Here is a 14460-nt window from a genome sequence, read left to right on the forward strand (position 1 = left end):
GATTCCCGAGTGGCGCACCACTCGCGTCCTTCCAAGCTGAGCATTCACGGCGCGATGACCGTAGGCCTTGCATTCCCACAGACGCCATGCCAGGTGCAGACATCGGTCACCCTGACCTCGCCGACCTCCGAGGGACTCAGCCCTCTATTGCCCGATGTTCAATGACTGGTTCTGAGCGCGAGCAGCCTTATGTCAACGTCCTTCTTACACATGCAATTCGGCAGAACTATCGACCCTCCGAAGTTCCAAGATCTGCTGAATCCGCACGACGCCGACACGCGCACCCGATGGGCGGGCTCGCAGCATTCGGATGATGCAGGTCAGGATTCAGTCGAGGTATCGCGCCAGGTAGCCCTCGAGCATTGCCTGCATCTGCGCCAGGATCCGGTCCTGGTCGATCTCCGGAGCGTTGCCGAGGTCCAGCAACGCGGTCACCGTTGTGACCACGACCAGCGCGACGTCGTGCGCGACCCCCGCGTCGAGGGCAGGCCGGAGTTCGCACAACCGCGCCGCGAGGCCGCCGGCGACCCGCACGGTCTGGTCATGATCGACCTGCCACAGCTCCGGCGAGGACTGCAGCGCGCGTCGTAGGGCACGCCCGCCAGGCTGGGCAGCCCGCAACCGGGCAGTCTCCGCGACGGCGAAGTGGATGGTCGCCCGCCAGTCACCGCCAGTGGACATCCCCGCCAGGGCAACGGCGACCGCCTCCGCACGCGCCCCGTCCAGGCGCTCAGCCAGCGCACGCAGCACCGCCAACTTATTGGGGAAGTAGCGATAGAGCGTCGCTATGTTCACACCGGCACGCTCGGCGATATTCAACGTGGTGACGCCGTCATACCCAACCTCGTCGAGCAACTCTCCCGTCGCCCGAAGGATGCGGTCGAACGCGGCCCGGCCCCGTCGCTGCTGGGGGCTGCGACGCTGCCGTAGCCGTTCGGGGGTGCCGAGGTTCCCAGGCTCCTGCGCCGGCTCGCTCGTCATACCCCCGATTCTGCCTCTGCTCGACTCCAGACCATTGACCGACGACGAGATCCGCGTCACACTCAAAACGCAAGCAAATATTTACTTATGTTTGGAGAACCGCATGACCAACGCAGTGGCCCTGGAGAAGGCATCCGAGCACATCGGGGAGACACTCTTCACCTCTCAGTGGATCAACGTCGACCGCGAGCACCTCGCCCAGTTCGGCTGGTCCACCTACCTCGACCCCGACTACACCGATCTCACCGTCGGCAAGAACAACCCGCTCGGTCCGGACCTGATCGACGGGTTTCTCCTGCTCTCACTCCTCACCTCGATCCACTTCAACCACAACCCGATCACTGCTGGCGAAACGCTCTACGGTCTCAACTACGGCCTGGACCGGGTCCGGTTCACCGCGCCGGTGTTCGTCGGCCAGCGACTGCGTCTCGTCTGCACCATCGAAGAAGTGCAGGACAAGGGCGCCGGCCAACTCCTCATCACCACCTCCAACACCCTCGAGGTCGAGGGGCAGAACAAGCCCGCGATGGTCGCCACCTGGCTGTCACTCTTCATCCCCGGCGAGCAGTGATGGGCACCACCGCGACGGAACTCCGCACCCTCGCCGAGTACGTCACCCACCACGCCGCGCACACGCCGGCACAGCCCGTCACCTGGTTCGAGGACGAAGTGCTTGACTATGGCGCCCTTGACCAACGCGTCGACGAGCTCGCCCGGGCACTGATCGGCGCCGGGATCCGGCCCGGCGAGCGGGTCGCCGTACTCAGCACGCCGCGTCCGGAATTCCTTGTGACGCTCCTGGCCGCGATGCGGGTCGGCGCGGTGTGGGTCGGCCTCAACCCGCGATACACCTACCGAGAGCTGGCACACGTCGTCGGCGACTGCGAGCCGAGCCTCCTGCTCTCACTAGCCGCCTTCGAGGACCGCAACTACACCGAGGACACCGCACGTTTGCTGGCCGACTTCCCGAGCGTGCGTGCGGCTTACCGGCTCGACGCCGGACCGACCGCTGGGCCGCTGACCTCCTCGGGCTGTCTGCTCGAACATGCGGTCGCCACCGACGACAACGAGTACGCCGCCCGACGCGCTGCCGTGCAGCCCGATGACGCTGCCGTAATCGTCTACACCTCCGGCAGCTCCGGTGCTCCGAAGGGTGCGATGCTCGCCCATGAGGGGCTCGTATACGCCTTCCGCACCGAGGCCGAGGTACTCGACATCGACCGGCCGCGGGTGCCGTGCAACCTGCCGATCAATCACATCGCCTGCATCGGCGACATCTGTGGCACGACACTCGTCGCGGGTGGCATGGTCGCTTTCCTTGAACGGTTCTCTGCCCAGGAACTGCTCGACCGCATCGAGGAGTTGCAGCTGACCTCGCTGCTCCACGTACCGACAGTGCTCCAACTCGTCGCAGCGCAGGAAGACTTCGCCGACCGCAACCTGTCCTGCCTGCGCGCAGTCGTGTGGGGCGGGGCACCCCTGCCTGCCGAAACGCTCGCCGCCTACCGGGCGCTCGGCGTCCGGCTGATGACGGTGTACGGCATGACCGAGACCAGCGCTTCGATCACATGGACCGACCCCACCGCGACGGACGAGGTGCTGGCCACCACGGTGGGCCGGCCCGACCCGGACATGGACGTGCGGATCGTCACCGACGACGGCCACGACGCCCTGCCCGGAGAGTCGGGCGAGATCTGGGTGCGCCACCGGTGCCTCATGAAGGGGTACTTCCGCCGGCCGGAGGCCACCCACGCCGCTTTCACCCCGGCAGGCTACTTCCGCACCGGCGATGTCGCCGAGTTACGCCCCGACGGCAACCTGCGCCTCGTCGGACGGCGGACCGAAATGTACAAATCCGGCGGCTACAACATCTACCCACGCGAGATCGAACTCGCTCTCGAGGAGCACCCAGCGGTCACGATCGCCGCGGTGATCGGCGTGCCAGACCCCGTCTTCACCGAGGTCGGCGCCGCCTTCGTCGTCCTTCACCCCCGCGCTGACCTCGACAGCGACACGCTCCGCAAATGGCTGCGCAACCGCCTCGCCAACTACAAGGTCCCGAAGCGGATCACCTTTCTCGACGCACTACCGCTGCTCCCGGTCGGCAAGGTCGACAAGCAGGCGCTGCGCGCACTCCCACCCCCCACAACGATTCTGGAGACCGGGGTCCAGAACGGAAGCCGCAATGGAGGCCACTGAGATGGCGTCGCCGATACCCACCACACTGAAGCGGGCCCGCGTCGGCCTGTTCGTGGTCTTCCTCGCCCAGGGCGCGGGCTTCGCACTGCTGGTCTCCCGGATGCCGACGATCAAGGACCGCTTCTCGCTCTCCGACTCCGACCTGTCACTCCTCACGGTCGCACTTCCCCTAGTGGCCGGCATCGCTACTCTCGTGACCGGTTCGCTTGCGCACCGGATCAACAGCCAGGTGCTGCTGCGCGCGGCGATCCTGCTCGAGTACCTCGCCCTCGTCACCATCGGATATGCCGACACTTTGGCTGTCCTCCTGCCCGGCTGGGTGCTCATGGGCGTCGCTTTCGGCACCGTGGACGCAACGATGAACATGAAGGGTGTCGCGCTCCAACAGAGCTACGGCCGCAGCATCATGGTCGGCTTCTACGCCGTCTACAGCCTGGCCGGCATCGTCGGCGCACTCGCCGCCTCGGCCTCCGTGGCGAGCGGACTCAGTCTCGGCCTGTTCCTGACCGGCGCCGCCGTCGTCCTCGCAATTCCCCTCCTGGCCACCGGACCGTGGCTCGCCGCCGCCCGGATCCAGCGACCGACGGAGCCCGCCACCACCCCCACCGACGCCCAGCGGAACCGTGTCCCGTGGCTACCGGTCGTCAGCATCGGCGTGGTGCTCACCTCCGCGTACTTCATCGAATCCTCCGCCTCGAGCTGGAGCGCCGTCTACGTCCACGACACAATCGGGTCCACCCAGGCCGTCGCGGCCCTGGCCTTTGCGGGGTACAGCGCCGCGATGCTGCTCGGGCGGGTAGGAGCCGACGTCGTCATCCGCCGGCTGGGCGCCCCGACCGTTGTCCGTTCCAGCGCTCTGATCGCCCTCGTCGGCACCGCCCTCGTGGTAATCGCTCCCGTTGCGCCGGTCGCAATCCTCGGCTTCGCACTGGCCGGCTTGGGCCTGTGCGTCATCGCACCGTTGGCCTTCGCCGCGGCCGGCCGACTCGACGACTCCGGAGTCTCGGTGGCCCGGGCCAACTCCTTCACCTACGTGGGTTTCCTCCTCGGTGCCGGTCTGATCGGACCGATCGCCGATCTGAGCAGCATGCGGATCGCCTACGTCGTGCCGTTGGCGCTCTCCGCGGTCGTGTTGCTCAACGCCCGACGGATCGTGGGTCCGACTGCGGCACACGACGTCACTATGAGAGACGGCGTGCTCTCGCCCTGGAAATGAGCGCCGAGACTGGGCCGCGGGTAACGCGGTCCCGTCTCGGCGCCCTCGTCCGAGCGCGACCATTCCGACATTCGGTCAAGACGATCGACAACATCGAGTCCGCCACGTCGGGGTGGGCCGGCCGGTTCAACACCGACCGGCTGGACAAACATCCTCGGATGCGCGCTACCAGATGAGTTCCCGGCGATCTACAGGCCCACGCCATCGACGCTCCAACGTAGTCTGTCGCCGGCAAAGGACGGTGAGCGGCCCGGAACGATTCAGCCCTCATTGCTTGGCGAAACCACCCAATTCCGCTGCGACCGCGGCCATGTCGGGCGGGCCCACCCGGCAGCATCCGCCGACGACCCGCGCGCCGGCGGCGACCCACTCCAGGGCCAGTGCCGGCGAGTACGTGCGCGAGCCAGTCCAGTGACGGCGCTGCACGTCCCACCGCTCGCCGCTGTTCGGATAGGCGACCAGCGGCTTGTCGGTGACCGCCCGCGCGGCGGCCAGCACCGCGGAAACGTCCTCGGGTGCACAGCAATTGACGCCGACCGCGGCGATGCGCGGCGACTCGGCGGCGACCGCGAACGCCTCGTCCAGCGGTTGACCGGCGCGGGTGCGTCCACCGCTGATCGTGTACGACAGCCACGCCGGTACCTCGATGCCGTCGAGCGCGCGGATCAGTGCCAGCGCCTCGTCGACGTCGGGCACCGTTTCGAGCGCAAGCAGATCCGGTTTTGCCGCGGCAAGCACCTCGATCCGTGGTCGATGCCACGCGGCGAGCTCCTCGACGGTCAGGCCGTAGCGGCCGCGGTATTCCGACCCGTCGGCGAGAGCGGCCCCGTAGGGACCGGCCGACGCGGCGACCCAGCGTCGTCGACCGTCCGAGGCGACCTCGTCCCTGGCCCGGCGCGCGAGTTCGACACTGCGCGTGAGTAGTTCGGTTGCCTCGATCTGCGCGATACCGCGGGCGACGAAGCCCTCGAGCGAGGCCTGATAGCTCGCCGTCGTGGCGATTACGGCTCCCGCTTCGAAGAACGCCCGATGCACCGCGACGATCTCGTCGGGCGCATCCTTCAGCAGCCGCGCCGACCACAGTCCGTCGGACAGGTCATGACCGCGCGCCTCGAAGGTGGTGGCCAGTCCGCCGTCAGCGATCAGCACCCCGCCGCCGAACGGCCCGCTCATGGGTCAAGCGGTCTTGTCGCGCCGTTCCTGGTCGTCCGCCTTGCGCGGCACGATGGTCGGGTTGACATTCTCGCGGACCGTCTCCCCCGTCACGACCACCTTGGCGACATCGTCACGGCTGGGGATGTCGTACATGACCGGAAGCAGGACCTCTTCCATGATCGCGCGCAGACCGCGGGCGCCGGTGCCGCGCAGGATCGCCTGATCGGCGATGGCCTCGAGCGCATCATCGGTGAACTCGAGCTCGACGTTGTCCATGTCGAACAGCCGCGTGTACTGCTTGACCAGCGCGTTCTTCGGCTCGGACAGGATCTGCACCAGCGAGGCCTTGTCCAGGTTGGTCACCGAGGCGACGACCGGCAACCGGCCGATGAACTCGGGGATCAGACCGAACTTGATCAGGTCCTCGGGCATCACGTCGGCGAAGTGGTCGGCGGTGTCGATCTCGGCCTTCGATCGCACCTCGGCGCCGAAGCCGAGCCCACGCTTACCGACCCGGTCCGAGACGATCTTCTCGAGCCCCGCGAACGCACCCGCCACGATGAACAGCACGTTCGTCGTGTCGATCTGGATGAACTCCTGATGCGGGTGCTTGCGTCCGCCCTGCGGCGGCACACTCGCCTGGGTGCCCTCGAGGATCTTCAGCAGCGCCTGCTGCACGCCCTCGCCGGACACGTCGCGGGTGATCGACGGGTTCTCCGACTTGCGGGCGATCTTGTCGACTTCGTCGATATAGATGATGCCGGTCTCGGCGCGCTTGACGTCGTAGTCGGCGGCCTGGATCAGCTTGAGCAGGATGTTCTCGACGTCCTCACCGACGTAGCCGGCCTCGGTGAGCGCGGTGGCGTCGGCGATGGCGAACGGCACGTTCAGCATCTTGGCGAGGGTCTGCGCCAGGTAGGTCTTGCCGCAGCCGGTCGGCCCGAGCATCAGGATGTTGGACTTGGCCAGCTCCACGGTCTCACCGCGCGCGTCCTTCGCCTTGTCGCCGGCCTGGATCCGCTTGTAGTGGTTGTAGACCGCCACCGCGAGCGTCCGCTTGGCCGAATCCTGGCCGATCACATAGTTCTCGAGGAAGTCGCGGATCTCGGCCGGCTTGGGCAGGTCGTCGAGCTTGACCTCACTCGCCTCGGCGAGCTCCTCCTCGATGATCTCGTTACACAGGTCGATGCACTCGTCGCAGATGTAGACGCCGGGTCCTGCGATGAGCTTCTTGACCTGCTTCTGGCTTTTGCCACAGAAGGAGCACTTGAGCAGATCTCCACCGTCACCGATGCGTGCCATAGCTGAGGTCTCCTACTCCTTCTCCGCCGAATGGCGGTCGTACTCGGCAAGTGAGCACATTCGGACTCGTGGCTGCCGTAATTCGACGGTACCCGTACCGCCGGACGAAGGTCGACAGCTTGGGTTGGAATTGTCAGCGTGGACCCTGTCGGTCCGGCCCCGGTGCAATCCACCGCGAACGGCGTGTCGCACCGGGCCGGACACGGACGGTCACTTCTGGGCGCTGAGCTTCCGGTACTCGAGGACGTCGTCGATGATCCCGTACTCCTTGGCTTCCGGCGCCGTGAGGATCTTGTCACGATCGGTGTCCTTGCGGATCACATCGGCGTCTTTGCCCGTGTGACGGGCCAGCGTCGTCTCCATCAGACGACGCATCCGCTCGATCTCGGCGGCCTGGATCTCCAGGTCCGACACCTGACCCTGCATGCCCTCGGTGGCGGGCTGGTGGATCAGCACCCGGGCGTTCGGCAGCGCGAGACGCTTGCCGGGGGTGCCGGCCGCCAGCAGCACCGCAGCCGCCGACGCCGCCTGCCCGAGGCACACGGTGGTGATGTCGGCCCGGACGTACTGCATGGTGTCGTAGATCGCCATCAACGAGGTGAACGAGCCGCCCGGCGAATTGATGTACATCGTGATGTCACGGTCCGGATCGAGCGATTCGAGCACCAGCAGCTGGGCCATGATGTCGTTCGCCGACGCGTCGTCGACCTGCGTGCCGAGGAAGATGATGCGCTCCTCGAACAGCTTGTTGTACGGGTTCGATTCCTTGACGCCGTAGCTCGAGTGCTCGATGAACGACGGCAGGATGTAGCGGGAGCTGGGCATCTGGTGGTTGGTCATCAATTGTCTCCGTCTTGTGGGAAGGGTGGGCGGTCGGTCCGGCGTCAGTTGCCGGTTCCACCCGCCTGCTGTGCCCGGCTGATGACGTGGTCGACGAAGCCGTACTCGAGCGCCTGCTGCGCGGTGAACCAGCGGTCGCGGTCGGCGTCGGCGGTGACCTGCTCGACCGACTTCCCGGTGTGCTTGGCGTTGAGCGCGTTCATCTCACGCTTGGTCTGCGCGAACTGCTCGGCCTGGATGGCGATGTCCGCGGCCGAACCGCCGATGCCGGCGGAAGGCTGGTGCATCATGATGCGCGCGTGCGGCAGCGCGTAACGCTTGCCCGGCGCACCGGCGGTGAGCAGGAACTGCCCCATCGAGGCGGCCAGGCCCATCGCGTAGGTGGCGATGTCGCATTCGGCGAACTGCATGGTGTCGAAGATCGCCATGCCGGCGGTCACCGAACCACCCGGCGAGTTGATGTACAGCGAGATGTCCCGGGTCGGATCCTCCGCGGAGAGCAGCAGGATCTGCGCGCACAGCTTGTTGGCGATGTCGTCGTCCACCTGGCTGCCGAGGAAGATGATCCGTTCCTGGAGCAGCCGCTCAAAGACCGAATCGCTGAGATTGAGTCCAGCGGTGCCAGAACGCAGGGAAGGGTTCTGCAAAGTCACGGGGCTTGCCTCCGGGTGCGTGGATGAAATTCTGTCCCACCGACTCCCGGGCCCAGGGCACCGGGTGCGGTGTTGCTGTCATTAACCCTAACGAACAAGGGCGGCACCGGAGTCCCGGTACCGCCCTCGTTCGCTCACAGCGTGAAATCCGCGTGGGTCACTCCTGGTCGCCGTCCTCGGCCGCCTCGTCGGCGTCGCCGCGACCGAACAGCTCGTCGGTGTCGATGGCGGCACCGGTGGTGTCGCTCACCTTGACCTGGCTGACCACCTCGGCGAGGGCCTTGCCGCGACGCACGTCGGCGAAGACGGCGCCCAGCTGACCGGCCTGCTGGATCTGCTGGATGAACTGCTCCGGCGGCATGCCGTAGCGCTGCGCCTGGAACAGGATGCGCTCGGTGAGCTCCTGCTGGTCGACCTGCGTGCCGGCCTCGTCGGCGATCGCGTCGAGAAGCAGCTGGGTCTTGACCGACTTCTCGGCCGCCTCCAGCGCATCCGCGTCGAACTTCTCCCGGGTGGTGCCCTGCGCCTCGAGGAGCTTGTTCAGCTGCTCGTCGTCGTGGTCGAGGCTGTGCAGCACCTCGTGGACCTGGTTGTCGGCCTCGGCCTTGACGATGGTCTCGGGCAGCGGCACCTCGACGTTCTCGAGCAGCGCCTCGAGCACCTTGTCGCGGATCGCACCGGCCTGCTCGACCTTCTTGGAGCGACCGACCCGCTCGCGCAGGTCCGCGGTCAGCTCGTCGAGGGTGTCGAACTCGCTCGCCAGCTGGGCGAACTCGTCGTCGGCCTCGGGCAGCTCGCGGGTCTTGACGGTGCCCACGGTCACGGTGATGATCGCGTCCTCACCGGCGTGGTCGCCGGCGAGCAGCTTCGAGGTGAAGTCCTTCGACTCGCCGGCCTTGAGCCCGAGGACGGCCTCGTCGAGGCCCTCGATGAGCTGGCCGGAGCCGACCTCGTGCGACAGCCCGGTGGTGGAGGCCTCGGGGACGTCCTCGCCGTTGACGGTGGCGGACAGGTCGACCGAGATGAAGTCGCCGTCCTCGACGGCGCGCTCGACGCCGGTCAGGGTGCCGAAGCGGGCGCGCAGCGACTGCAACTGCTCGTCGACGGCCTCGTCGGTGACCTCGATCGGGTCGACGGTGACCTCGAGCTCGCCGAACGCCGGAAGCGTGATCTCCGGGCGCACGTCCACCTCGGCGGTGAACTCGAGCACCTCGCCGTCCTCGATCTTGGTGATGTCGACCTCGGGCTGGCCGATGGCCTTGACGTCAGAGGTGGTCACGGCCTCGCTGTAGCGGGCCGGGATCGCATCGTTGACGACCTGCTCGAGCACGGCGCCACGGCCGACGCGGGCCTCGAGGAGCTTCGACGGCGCCTTGCCGGGACGGAATCCGGGCAGACGAACCTGCTGGGCCAGGGCCTTGTACGCGCGGTCGAAATCAGGCTTGAGCTCCTCGAAGGGCACCTCAACGTTGATACGGACTCGCGTCGGGCTCAGCTGCTCGACGGTGCTCTTCACGGACTTGCTCCTGTCGTCTGGGGGTCGAACTCTCACAGTTTATGCGCCGGGCCTACGGCGGCACCGCGGCCGACGTGCGGCCCGGGATCGCGTCCACCGTCGGCCGACGCGATGATCCCAGTCGGGGTGACAGGATTTGAACCTGCGACCCTCCGCTCCCAAAGCGGATGCGCTACCAAGCTGCGCCACACCCCGTGCTCGATCCACCGCGTCGCACGGACACGAACGGAATAGACCGCACGCTGGATCGTACGGGCACGATCCTACGGGCACGCTCGGCGGTCGAAGTCGCAGGGTGACCCCCGTGACTTGATCCTCGCGCGATGTTCGGTACAGTCTGACACCGCACACGACATCGCTGGCGATCCCACGAATGTCGTCTGCACGCGGGCGTAGCTCAATGGTAGAGCCCTAGTCTTCCAAACTAGCTACGCGGGTTCGATTCCCGTCGCCCGCTCCGCGCAACGAAACGGCCCCTCACCTGCAGCGCAGGTGAGGGGCCGAAGTCATTTCCCGGACTCCGGTCCGACGCCGACCTGATCAACAAGTCGGCCGACACACGTCCACTGAGCGGATCAGCCCGTTGCCCGGCGAGCAAGCCGGTGCGACCGTGTCGCGATGACGACCGAGACGGTTCCCGAGCTGACCATGTCCCCCGCCGAGCAGTTCCTCGCGATCGAGGAGATCAAGCGCACCTTCGCGCGGCGCCTGCGGTGCATGGACGAGAAGAGGTGGGAGATCTACCCGACCCTGCACACCGACGACGTGATCTCGGAGACCTGGGGCGGCCTGCCCGAAGACAAGCAGCCGCGCACCACGGACACCTCGAACCGGGTGGTCGGGACGGAGAAGCTGACCCGCGCGATCAGCAGGATGCTCGACGGCCGGACCAAGGTCACCAGCGTGCACCACGGGCACGCCCCCGAGATCGAGCTGACCTCGGATACCACCGCCCGCGGCGTCTGGGCGATGGAGGACAAGCTGTGGTGGACCAACGGCGACCACGAGGAGCACCTGCACGGCTACGGCCACTACCACGAGGAGTATCGGAAGGTGAACGGGCGCTGGCTGATCAGCTACCGCAAGCTCACCCGACTCCGTGAGGACACCACCCCGGGCTTCTTCGACTTCCTCCAGCCGCTCTGAGCCCACCCACGCTCACCTGACCATCGCCGGCGCATGCACCCGTGAGCGCAGTTCGATCAGGTGCCGCGCGTGCGCGTCGAGACGCACGTCCTCGTCGGCCTCGGGAACCCACTGCCGAACCGTGGTCGCGTCGCCCGCCTCGTCGAGGGCGGCGACCACGGTGAGGCAGTGGGTGGTCAGGTTCATCTCGAGCGTCCGCGGATCCCCCGACCGGACGTGGACCGAAATGTGCATGGTCTCCCTACCCGTGTGCAGCAGGCGGGCCTCGACCTCGACGACGTGCCCGATCGGGATCGGCCGGTAGAAGCGCACGCCGCCCGCGTAGACCGAGATGCACTTGCCGCCGTGCCACCGGCTCGCACACAGGTAGGCGGCCTCGTCGATCCACCGCATCACGGTCCCGCCGTGCGTCTTGCCGCCCCAGTTGACGTCCGTCGGCGCGGCCAGGAACCGCATCGTCGACGTCGGCGCGAACCGGTCGTCGTCGTAGGTCTGCTCGCTCATCGCCCGCTCGATGTCCGCGCGCAACTCGATCCGCATGGCCGCCTCTGCGGCGCGGACCCGATCGTGCTCGGTCACCGGGACCCACTGCGGAACGCCCGCGGGCCGGCCGTCCGGCCCGGTCGCCACGAACACGACCAGGCAATTGCTCGCCTCGGTGAACACGCCGACCTTGGGGTCCGCGGACGACACCGAGCACTGGATGTGCATGCTCGATCGCCCGGTGTAGATCAAGGTCGCGGTGACCTCGACGAGGTGCCCGGACTCGATCGGGCGGGCGAAGCGGATGTTGCCGACGTATGCGGTCACGCAGTACGCGCCGCTCCACCCGACGGCGCACGCATAGGCGGCCTTGTCGATCCACTCCAGCAGCCGGCCGCCGTGCACGGCCCCGCCGAGGCTCGCCACATCGGTGGGAGCGGCCAGGAAACGCAGGGTGATCTCGCGGGCGGCGGGGGTCGGCTGTGCCACGGTCATCGGTTCCACCTGTCTGCCAGAAGTCGAGTGGCCACACGCTATGGGGCCCCGATTACACCCAGGCTTCGCTCGGTGAACGGCACATCACAGACCCCTCGCCGCGGCCCGCCCGCGGCGGGCGAGCACCCGATGGAACTCTGCGACGAGGGCGCTCGTTGGACTGTTGACCACGCGGAACGAGTCCGCGAACGGACATCCGGAAGGCATCTGGTGGAACTGATTCTGATCATTGCGGTCATCGCGGTCGTGGCGTTCGTGGTGATGTCCCGCCAGCGCCGCACCACCGGTGCGTCGACGGCGAACCAGATCGAGGACGCCAAGGCGGATGCGCGGCGCTGGATCGAGCGGCTCGGGGGGCAGGTGCTCGGGCTCACCGGCACCGACGACGCCTCCAAGCAGGCGCTCGCCGACGCCTCGGAGCGCTACAACGCGGCCGCGTCGCAGATCGACCAGGCGAACTCGGTCGCGCAGGCCCGGATGGCACGTGAGAGCGCGATGGAGGGCCTGTACTACGTGCGCGCCGCCCGCTCGGCGATGGGCATGGACCCCGGCCCCGCCCTCCCCGACCTCAACGGTCAGCAGAGCGCCGGCCAGGTCAGCGAGAACCGGCAGGTCGAGGTCGAGGGCCGGCAGGTCGCGGCCTCACCGAACCCGTCGGCGCAGACCCCGAACTACTACCCCGGCGGACGCGTCGCCGGCCGTCCGGTCCCGGCCGGGTGGTACTCCGAACCGTGGTGGAAGCCCGCCCTCGTGGCCGGCGCCTGGGGCGTGGGGTCAGCGATGCTGTTCAGCGCGATGTTCTCCGGCATGCACGGCGTCGGCTACGACTCGCAGGCCTTCGAGAACGGCTACGGCGACGGGTTCGCCGAGGGATTCGACCAGGGTCAGATGGACCAGGGCGGATTCGACCAGGGTGGTTATGACCAGGGTGGCGTCGACCAGGCCGGTTACGACGGCGGCGACCAGGGCGGCTTCTTCGACTCCAGCGGGGGCGACTGGGGCGGCGGCGACGATTGGGGTGGCGGCGACTTCGGTGGCGGCGACTTCTTCTGAGCCGCAACCGCGCGGCGGCCCGGGGTGATCAGTCCTGCTGGCAGCCCGGGCACCAGAACAGGTTGCGGCCCTGCAGAACCGACTGCGCCACCGCGGCGCCGCACACCCGGCACGCTCGTCCCGTCCGGCGGTAGACGTAGGTGCGCGGCTTGCCCTCGGCGTAGGCCGGATCACCGTGGTCGTGTTCCGGTCGCACGACGACGATGCCTCCGGCGCTGACCCCGACGGTCATCAGCTCGACCAGATCGACCCACATCGCATCCCATTCGGCCTGCGTGAGCCGACGTCCGGGGCGCAGCGGATGCACACCGTGCCGGAACAGGACCTCGGCCCGATACACGTTGCCGACCCCGGCGAGCACCTTCTGATCCATCAGCAGCGCACCGATCGGGGTGGCGGACTTGCCGATTCGCGTCCAGGCGCGCTCCGGGTCTGAGTCCGCCCGCAAGGGGTCCGGGCCCAGCCGGGCGAACAGCGCCGCCACCGCCGACTCGTCGACGACCTCGCAGGCGGTCGGACCGCGCAGGTCGGTTCCCACGTGATCGCCGATCATCCGCATGCGCACCTGCCCGCGCGGCGGCTCCATCGGGACCTGCTGCTCGGTGAACGTGCCGTAGATGCCCAGGTGGACGTGCACGATCACGTCGGTGTCGTAGTAGTGCAGCAGATGCTTGCCGACCGCCTCGGACCGCTCGAGCACCCGACCGTCGACGAGCCTGGCACCGTCCGTGAACCGTCCCTGCGGGCTGGACACCCGCACCGGCGCCCCCACGAAGCGGTCGCGGTGGATGCGGGCGAGCCTGTGCAGGGTGTGTCCCTCCGGCATGGCCCGCTACTGCGCGGGCAGTGCGGGCGGAACGCCGGTGCGCTCGTACTCCGACAGGATGTCGATCCGCCGCTGGTGACGCTCCTCCCCCGACCACGGCGTGGCCAGGAAGGCGTCGACGATCTCGAGCGCCTGCTCGAGGGTGTGCATGCGGCCACCGATGCCGATCAGCTGCGCGTTGTTGTGCTGGCGGGCCAGCTGCGCGGTCTCGACGCTCCACGCCAGCGCGCACCGGGCGCCGGGCACCTTGTTGGCGGCGATCTGCTCGCCGTTGCCACTGCCGCCGAGCACGATTCCGAGCGAACCCGGATCCGCGACCGTGCGCCGGGCGGCTTCGACGCAGTAGGCCGGGTAGTCGTCGACCGCGTCGTAGACGTGGGCGCCGCAGTCGACGGGCTCGTGCCCGGTCGCCGTGAGGTGGTCGATGATCTGGTTCTTCAGCTCGAAGCCGGCGTGGTCGGCACCTAGGTAAACGCGCATGGCGTCGATTGTGTCAGGTCCCCCGGCCCCGCCCCGCACAGGACGATGCGGCACAGACCACACCGGACGCGGTCGTGTGGGAACGGATGCCTTACGGACGAGCGCATTACGGTCG

14 protein-coding genes and 2 tRNA genes are annotated in these 14460 nt (G+C 67.8%); 6 read left to right on the forward strand and 10 right to left on the reverse strand.

All coding sequences use genetic code 11. From position 1 onward, the window contains the following. Positions 1–327: 327 nt before the first annotated feature. Positions 328–981 carry a TetR/AcrR family transcriptional regulator gene (locus tag G4X40_RS00195; protein WP_277829442.1) on the reverse strand — a complete coding sequence of 218 codons (654 nt, stop codon included), beginning with the start codon at positions 979–981 and terminating at the stop codon, positions 328–330. 103 nt (positions 982–1084) lie between these two features. Between G4X40_RS00195 and G4X40_RS00200 the strand changes: the two genes are divergently transcribed. Genes G4X40_RS00200 through G4X40_RS00210 form a run of 3 tightly spaced genes read left to right on the forward strand, consistent with a single transcriptional unit; the run spans position 1085 to position 4396 of the window. After that, the gene (locus G4X40_RS00200; RefSeq protein ID WP_277829443.1) at positions 1085–1552 is read left to right on the forward strand and encodes a MaoC/PaaZ C-terminal domain-containing protein; all 468 of its coding nucleotides are present in this window, start codon (positions 1085–1087) and stop codon (positions 1550–1552) included. Continuing rightward, positions 1552–3180 carry a class I adenylate-forming enzyme family protein gene (locus tag G4X40_RS00205; protein ID WP_277829444.1) on the forward strand — a complete coding sequence of 543 codons (1629 nt, stop codon included), beginning with the start codon at positions 1552–1554 and terminating at the stop codon, positions 3178–3180. The genes G4X40_RS00200 and G4X40_RS00205 overlap by 1 nt, the downstream gene beginning before the upstream one ends. After that, on the forward strand, positions 3167–4396 hold the full coding sequence (locus tag G4X40_RS00210; protein ID WP_277829445.1) for an MFS transporter: 1230 nt from the start codon (positions 3167–3169) through the stop codon (positions 4394–4396). Before G4X40_RS00205 ends, G4X40_RS00210 begins: the two co-directional genes overlap by 14 nt. 267 nt (positions 4397–4663) lie before the next feature. Here the strand turns inward: G4X40_RS00210 and mmuM are convergent, their stop codons facing one another. The 6 genes from mmuM to G4X40_RS00240 form a co-directional block, all read right to left on the reverse strand. Further along, positions 4664–5569, reverse strand: a complete 906-nt coding sequence (gene mmuM / locus G4X40_RS00215) for a homocysteine S-methyltransferase (RefSeq protein WP_277829446.1) — start codon at positions 5567–5569, stop codon at positions 4664–4666. Between the two features lie 3 nt (positions 5570–5572). After that, complete coding sequence (clpX, locus tag G4X40_RS00220; protein WP_277829447.1) at positions 5573–6853, reverse strand: ATP-dependent Clp protease ATP-binding subunit ClpX; 1281 nt, start codon at positions 6851–6853, stop codon at positions 5573–5575. Between the two features lie 210 nt (positions 6854–7063). Next, positions 7064–7693: an ATP-dependent Clp protease proteolytic subunit gene (locus G4X40_RS00225; RefSeq protein ID WP_277829448.1), complete on the reverse strand. Its 630-nt coding sequence runs from the start codon at positions 7691–7693 to the stop codon at positions 7064–7066. 44 nt (positions 7694–7737) lie between these two features. Further along, the gene (locus G4X40_RS00230) at positions 7738–8325 is read right to left on the reverse strand and encodes an ATP-dependent Clp protease proteolytic subunit (RefSeq protein WP_277831173.1); all 588 of its coding nucleotides are present in this window, start codon (positions 8323–8325) and stop codon (positions 7738–7740) included. Between the two features lie 178 nt (positions 8326–8503). Further along, positions 8504–9862 carry a trigger factor gene (gene tig / locus G4X40_RS00235; RefSeq protein WP_277829449.1) on the reverse strand — a complete coding sequence of 453 codons (1359 nt, stop codon included), beginning with the start codon at positions 9860–9862 and terminating at the stop codon, positions 8504–8506. 121 nt (positions 9863–9983) lie between these two features. Next, positions 9984–10057, reverse strand: a tRNA-Pro gene (locus G4X40_RS00240). A 191-nt stretch (positions 10058–10248) separates the two neighbouring features. Between G4X40_RS00240 and G4X40_RS00245 the strand changes: the two genes are divergently transcribed. Both G4X40_RS00245 and G4X40_RS00250 read left to right on the forward strand, forming a co-directional pair. Then, a tRNA-Gly gene (locus tag G4X40_RS00245) sits at positions 10249–10319 on the forward strand. 161 nt (positions 10320–10480) lie between these two features. Continuing rightward, positions 10481–11008: a nuclear transport factor 2 family protein gene (locus G4X40_RS00250; RefSeq protein WP_277829450.1), complete on the forward strand. Its 528-nt coding sequence runs from the start codon at positions 10481–10483 to the stop codon at positions 11006–11008. A 12-nt stretch (positions 11009–11020) separates the two neighbouring features. On the opposite strand, the gene G4X40_RS00255 is transcribed toward G4X40_RS00250, so the two are convergent. Further along, positions 11021–11986, reverse strand: coding sequence for an acyl-CoA thioesterase (locus G4X40_RS00255; RefSeq protein ID WP_277829451.1), 966 nt, complete (start codon positions 11984–11986; stop codon positions 11021–11023). A 261-nt stretch (positions 11987–12247) separates the two neighbouring features. Here G4X40_RS00255 and G4X40_RS00260 point away from each other — a divergent pair, with 261 nt between their 5' ends. Beyond that, positions 12248–13039, forward strand: a complete 792-nt coding sequence (locus G4X40_RS00260) for a DUF1542 domain-containing protein (RefSeq protein ID WP_277831175.1) — start codon at positions 12248–12250, stop codon at positions 13037–13039. A gap of 28 nt (positions 13040–13067) precedes the next feature. On the opposite strand, the gene G4X40_RS00265 is transcribed toward G4X40_RS00260, so the two are convergent. Continuing rightward, positions 13068–13865 (reverse strand): Fpg/Nei family DNA glycosylase, encoded by a 798-nt coding sequence (locus G4X40_RS00265; protein ID WP_277829452.1) that lies wholly within the window; start codon positions 13863–13865, stop codon positions 13068–13070. 6 nt (positions 13866–13871) lie between these two features. Continuing rightward, positions 13872–14345: a ribose-5-phosphate isomerase gene (locus tag G4X40_RS00270; protein WP_277829453.1), complete on the reverse strand. Its 474-nt coding sequence runs from the start codon at positions 14343–14345 to the stop codon at positions 13872–13874. Positions 14346–14460: the final 115 nt, after the last annotated feature.

This window comes from Speluncibacter jeojiensis (assembly GCF_029589495.1).
Lineage (GTDB): Bacteria > Actinomycetota > Actinomycetes > Mycobacteriales > Mycobacteriaceae > Speluncibacter > Speluncibacter jeojiensis.